Below are 6321 nucleotides of genomic sequence, written 5' to 3'. Positions count from 1 at the left end.
TCAGTTTTCAAAGAACTACGCTGTCGCTCAGAAGCGACTTTATCAATATAACATTTTGTTATATTTTCGTCAACAACTTTTTTCAATAAGTTGTTTTTCGTTTGTTTTGCTTGTTACCTTTCGTGGCAACGGATATAAATATACCAGTTTAATTATTAAAATGCAATAGTTTTTCTAATAAAATTTTCAACTTAGTAAAAAAGTATAAAAACAGCACATTTCTTCTATATAAATATAATTTCTCGCACCATCAAGATCTATTATACCCATGCAACTCATACTCAAATAAAAAAAGCTTTGGAGAAATCTCCAAAGCTTAGTCTTGTTTATGGCGCATAGCAGGGAATAATAATACATCACGAATAGATGGTGCATTTGTTAATAACATAACTAGACGATCAATACCAATTCCTAATCCACCCGTAGGAGGCATACCGTACTCAAGAGCTTCAATATAATCGTCATCCATCATATGAGCTTCGTCATTACCTTGTTCGCGCTCTTTTAATTGGGCTTCAAAACGTTCTTTTTGATCGATTGGATCATTTAACTCAGTGAATGCATTCGCATGTTCACGTGCAACGATAAATAATTCGAAACGATCTGTGAATCGTGGATCTTCATCATTCTTTTTCGCAAGTGGCGAAATTTCTACCGGATGACCGTAAATAAATGTTGGTTGGATTAATTTATCTTCTACTTTTTGTTCGAAGAATTCATTTATAATATGACCAACTTCCATTGTATCTTTAATATCTACATTATGTTCTTTTGCAAGTTCACGTGCTTCTTCTACACTCATTGGATTCCAGAAATCTGCTCCAGAATGTTCCTTAATTGCATCTACCATATGAAGACGTGTCCATTCTGGTTCTAGATTAATTTCATAATCACCATATTGGATTGTTGTTGTACCTAGTACTTGCTTCGCAATATGAGCAACCATATTTTCTGTTAGTTTCATAATATCTTTATAATCAGCATACGCTTCATATAATTCAATCATCGTAAACTCAGGGTTATGACGAGTTGATACACCCTCATTACGGAATACACGACCGATTTCATAAACTTTTTCTAATCCACCCACAATAAGGCGTTTTAAGTGAAGCTCAATTGCGATACGCATATATAATTCCATATCTAACGCATTATGGTGTGTAATGAAAGGACGTGCAGAAGCTCCACCTGCAATTGCATGCATCATAGGTGTTTCCACTTCTAGATAACCATTGTCATCTAAATATCTTCTCATCTCACGAATGATTTTACTACGAGTAACGAATGTTTCACGACTTTCCATACTTGTAATTAAGTCCAAGTAACGCTGACGGTAACGTTGTTCAACATCTTTTAATCCGTGGTATTTATCCGGTAATGGACGAAGAGATTTCGTTAATAATGTAAATCCTGTTACTTTTACTGAAAGTTCTCCAACGTTCGTTTTGAACACTTTACCTTCAATACCTACTAAGTCACCTAAATCCGCTGTCGTAAATAACTCGTACTCTTCATCTCCAACAGTATCTTTACGAACGTAAATTTGAACTTGTCCATGTAAATCTTGAATGTGCGCGAATCCAGCTTTTCCTTTGCCGCGTTTTGTCATAATACGACCGGCGATAGAAACAGTGATTTCTTTCTCTTCTAATTCTTCTTTAGAGAATTCTCCATATAGACTTACTAAGTCCGTTGTTGAATTTGTGCGTTCAAATCGTTTACCGAACGGATCGATTCCTTGCTCACGTAAATTATGTAGCTTTTCACGACGAACAATCAATTGGTCGTTTAATTCTTCGTGGTTCATGTTATCCATGATATTAATATCACTCCAGCTCTATTAATTTTTACAATATATACAGTATAGCATTTTCTACTCAACTAGAAAAACTGCCAGCAACTAACTGGCAGTTCTTCTTTCTTTCACGTAATTATAGGAAGTGTGTAGAAGAATGTCAATCTTCTCCGTCCCCTTATTAACCAACATAAATTGTTTGTTGTTTCGCTTCTACTTCCTCTACAAATGCACCTAATACATTCGCAAGGTCTTCACGTGTGTTGCAAGTATTGATACCATTACGCACACTCGCGTTACCACGAACACCTTTTAAATACCAAGCTGCATGCTTTCTCATCTCTCTTACAGCAACATTTTCGTTCTTTAAATCAATAAGACGATCTAGATGCAACATACACACATCAATTTTCTCGCGCACTGTTGGTTCCGGCATTAATTCACCCGTCTCTAAATACTTTACCGTACGATAAATCATCCACGGATCTCCAAGAGCAGCGCGGCCAATCATAACACCATCTACACCAATTTCATCAAGCATACGCTTAGCATCTTGCGGTGTTTCAACATCACCATTTCCAATAACCGGGATATTCACAGCTTGCTTTACTTGTTTAATAATATCCCAATCTGCTTTTCCTTCATACATTTGCACTCGTGTACGCCCATGAACCGCTACCGCTTGTCCACCAGCACGTTCAACAGCTCTAGCATTTTCTATTGCGAAAATATGTTCTTCATCCCAACCAATACGCATTTTAACCGTAACCGGCTTTTCAACAGCATCTACAACTGCCGCTACCATTTCATATATTTTATTGGGATCTAAAAGCCACTTTGCTCCTGCATCACACTTAGTGATTTTCGGTACTGGACAACCCATATTAATATCAATAATGTCTGCTGTCGTATATTTATCTACATATTTCGCAGCATCTACAAGAGTTTCTTTCTCTCCACCAAAAATTTGTAAACTTAATGGCTTTTCTCTCTCGTCGATATATAACATATCTAACGTTCTTTTATTATTAAGTAATATCGCCTTATCACTTACCATTTCAGCACAAACTAAGCCTGCACCAAATTCTTTTACTGTTAAACGGAATGCAGAGTTACACACTCCCGCCATCGGTGCTAGTACAACCGGATTTTTCATCTCAATATTTGCAATCTTTAACAATCAATCTACTCCTTCCTGTACAGTCACTTTGGCATTAATTCATCTATCGAAACATTTAATGCCTTAGCAACTTCTACTACAAAATCTTGAGAAGGTGATCGATTCCCTCTCTCAACCTCACCTAAAACAGATACAGATACCCCTAATTCTTTAGCAAAACCTTCTTGTGTGTAGCCTTTTAGCTTTCGAAAAGCACGAATGCGTCTTCCCCATTTTTCTGCTTCCATACCGTTACTCCCTCTCGCCTTTTCATTTCTTCTACTTGTGAACGTGAAATGTTTTGTTTAATATCTTGATTAATCTCTAACAACGGAACGATAACAAAAGCTCTTTCGAACATCCGCGGATGCGGAACAATAAGATTCTCTGCTTCAATATTTTCTTGATTATAAAGTAAAATGTCAAGGTCGATAGTTCTCGGCCCCCACCTAATTTCCCTTTTTCTTCCTAGGTCATTTTCTACTTTTTGTGTTACTTTCAATAATTCTTGTGGTGATAAATTGGTAGAAATTTTTATAACTAAATTCAAAAAACAACTTTGGTCAGTATAGCCAACTGGATCAGTTTCATACACTGATGAAACATCATCAACTTGGATATACGGACTTTTATTTAAAAACTGAATTGCTTCAGTTAAATACGTATAACGCTCTCCAATATTTGACCCTAATGCAATGTACGCTATATTATTCATGGACGTTCTCTCGTAATTTCTACTGCTACAGCGCGATAATGGCCCGGTATCGGCGGATCCGGTTTAATTACCTTAATTGTACACCGTGAAATACTTTCATATTGCTTTAATATGTCCGAAGCAATATTTTCAGCGATACTCTCTACAAGCTTATACGTTCTATCCTCGACAACTGTTCTACATAATTCAAAAAGCTCTCCATAATTGACCGAATGCTCTAAGTCATCACTTTCTCCCGCGCGTTTTAAATCTATTTCCACCGTTAAATCAACTTTAAATCTCTGCCCTAATTTATTTTCCTCTGGAAACACACCATGATAACCGTAAAATTCCATATCATGGATATAAATTTTATCCAATTACTTTACCCCCTTACCAATCATTGCATCCATCATCTTAGCCATGCGCGCCATTTCTTTCACATCATGAACACGAACGAACTCACAACCCTTTTCAATACCAAGACACACAGTAGCTCCCGTTCCTTCAAGACGTTCCTCTACCGGCAAATCTAGCACGTGCCCAATAAAGGACTTTCTTGAAGTACCTAAAAGAACTGGATAACCTAGCACATTTAACTGCTCTAAATTACACATTGCTTCTAAGTTTTGTTCCGGCGTTTTAGCGAAACCGATGCCCGGATCTAAAATAATATTCTCATCTCGCACACCAGCATCTTTAGCAATTTTAATACTGTCATATAAATCAGCAATCATATCCGCCATTAAATTACGATAATTCATATTATCGCGGTTATGCATCAAAATGATAGGTACATCATAATGGGCTGCGACTTCAGCAATTTTCGGCTCCGCCTTCGCTCCCCAAATATCATTAATAATATGAGCACCAGCCTCAATTGCTCGTTTTGCAACTTCAGCTTTATATGTATCGATAGATATAGGCAATTTCACTTCTTTTGAAACTGCTTGAATCATTGGGACAACTCGCTTTATTTCGTCTTCTACTGATACTTTAGCAAAACCCGGACGAGTAGATTCACCACCAATATCAATAATATGAGCACCTTCGCCTTGCATTTCTTTTGCGTGGCGTACCGCAGCATCTACCTCGTTGTAACTCCCGCCATCAGAAAACGAATCCGGTGTTACATTTAAGATTCCCATAATTAATGTCTTTTCATTTAAATTCAATGTATATTCGCCGCAGCGTAAATCATAATCCCACTTCAAACTACACATCTCCTCTTCGTAATTCATTTCTGCTCCACAATTTCTCTCTCTGCATTCCATAAAGGTACATTAATTTTTTTGTAACCACTCCCACTTTACCCGGGAAATCCTGCGTTTCTATACGATAAAGCGGAACAATTTCTTGAATGGAGTTCGTTACGAAGACTTCATCTGCTGAAAGTAATTCATCTTTTGTAAAGAAAGCTTCCTTTACTTCCATATTCAATTCCTCAGCAATCTTTATAATAAACGCACGAGTGATACCATTTAAAATCCCTGTTTTTAGCGAAGGTGTATATAAAACATCACCTTTCACAAAAAAGAGGTTCGAAACAATACCTTCTGCAACATAACCTGCTTCAGTAAGGAAAATACCTTCCTTACTCACAACATTTCCAATTTCACGCTTCCCTAAAATATTATTTAAATAATGATGAGACTTCAGGCGAAATGTTCCTTCCGGTGTATTTCGCACTTGTTTTAAAATAACCCCTTCTTTTTCTAATACATCTCCCGGAGCTGTTAAAGGTTTTATAAAAACAATAACTGAAGGCTCTTTATACATTTCCGTTTGTAACCCTATTTCATCTATCCCCGCTGATACATTAAAACGTACATATGCATGCTCCAACTCATTCTTAGCGAGTAGATTTTTCAAAATAAGCATCACGTCATCTTTTGTCATTGTCCATTTAATTTGCAATGTATCTAGCGCACCTATTAAACGGTCATAATGATCATCCAACAAGAAAGGATGGCCATTATAAATACGAAATGTCTCAAAAACCCCCAGCCCATATAAATAACCATGGTCATAAGGAGAGATTTTTGCTTCACTCGCTTCTACATACTCGCCATTTACGTAAATTAACATGATGTTACACTTGGACTATATTTATGAATGAAGTTCTGTAGTAACTCTTTTCCATGAGAAGTCATAATAGATTCTGGGTGGAATTGTACACCCTCTATCGGCAAAGTCTTATGACGAAGCGCCATAATTTCCCCTTCCTCCGTCCAAGATGTTACCTCTAAACAATCTGGCAATGACTCCTTCTTAACAATAAGGGAATGATAACGCGTTGCAGTAAATGGATTAGGAATATCCGAGAAAATCGTTTTCCCATCATGATGCATAAGCGACGTTTTCCCATGCATTAATCGCTCTGCACGAACAACTTCTCCACCAAACACTTGCGCAATCGATTGATGCCCAAGACAAACTCCAAAAATCGGAATCTCCCCAGCAAAGTATTTAATAACTTCCATACTAATCCCCGCTTCATTAGGACTACACGGACCTGGCGAAATCATTAAGAAATCTGGTTTCATATTCTCAATATCTGCAATACTCACTTCATCATTACGCTTAACAACAAGCTCTTGTCCAAGTTCTCCAAGAAACTGCACTAAATTAAATGTAAAAGAATCATAATTATCAATCATTAATATCATTTCT

8 protein-coding genes are annotated in these 6321 nt (G+C 37.0%); all 8 read right to left on the bottom strand.

All coding sequences use genetic code 11. The features are described from left to right. Positions 1–316: 316 nt before the first annotated feature. The 8 genes from lysS to pabA all read right to left on the bottom strand — a co-directional run bounded on the left by lysS (position 317) and on the right by pabA (position 6317). Positions 317–1816: a lysine--tRNA ligase gene (gene lysS / locus COK05_RS27350; RefSeq protein WP_098615037.1), complete on the bottom strand. Its 1500-nt coding sequence runs from the start codon at positions 1814–1816 to the stop codon at positions 317–319. Between the two features lie 160 nt (positions 1817–1976). After that, complete coding sequence (gene dusB, locus COK05_RS27345; protein WP_098615036.1) at positions 1977–2975, bottom strand: tRNA dihydrouridine synthase DusB; 999 nt, start codon at positions 2973–2975, stop codon at positions 1977–1979. Between the two features lie 23 nt (positions 2976–2998). After that, entirely contained in the window at positions 2999–3202 is a 204-nt protein-coding gene (locus COK05_RS27340) for a helix-turn-helix domain-containing protein (protein WP_000387030.1), read from the bottom strand. Further along, positions 3154–3669 (bottom strand): 2-amino-4-hydroxy-6-hydroxymethyldihydropteridine diphosphokinase, encoded by a 516-nt coding sequence (gene folK / locus COK05_RS27335; RefSeq protein WP_001059456.1) that lies wholly within the window; start codon positions 3667–3669, stop codon positions 3154–3156. The genes COK05_RS27340 and folK overlap by 49 nt, the downstream gene beginning before the upstream one ends. Continuing rightward, the gene (gene folB, locus COK05_RS27330; protein WP_098615035.1) at positions 3666–4028 is read right to left on the bottom strand and encodes a dihydroneopterin aldolase; all 363 of its coding nucleotides are present in this window, start codon (positions 4026–4028) and stop codon (positions 3666–3668) included. Before folB ends, folK begins: the two co-directional genes overlap by 4 nt. Then, positions 4029–4889 carry a dihydropteroate synthase gene (folP, locus tag COK05_RS27325; protein ID WP_141539279.1) on the bottom strand — a complete coding sequence of 287 codons (861 nt, stop codon included), beginning with the start codon at positions 4887–4889 and terminating at the stop codon, positions 4029–4031. Then, positions 4864–5736: an aminodeoxychorismate lyase gene (gene pabC, locus COK05_RS27320; protein ID WP_098615033.1), complete on the bottom strand. Its 873-nt coding sequence runs from the start codon at positions 5734–5736 to the stop codon at positions 4864–4866. The genes folP and pabC overlap by 26 nt, the downstream gene beginning before the upstream one ends. Further along, positions 5730–6317: an aminodeoxychorismate/anthranilate synthase component II gene (gene pabA, locus COK05_RS27315; RefSeq protein ID WP_098615032.1), complete on the bottom strand. Its 588-nt coding sequence runs from the start codon at positions 6315–6317 to the stop codon at positions 5730–5732. The genes pabC and pabA overlap by 7 nt, the downstream gene beginning before the upstream one ends. Between the last annotated feature and the right edge of the window lie 4 nt (positions 6318–6321).

The sequence above is a fragment of the Bacillus cereus genome, from assembly GCF_002567495.1.
In the GTDB taxonomy this organism is placed as follows: Bacteria; Bacillota; Bacilli; order Bacillales; family Bacillaceae_G; genus Bacillus_A; species Bacillus_A cereus_AQ.
This window is presented reverse-complemented; position numbering and strand designations above follow the sequence as displayed.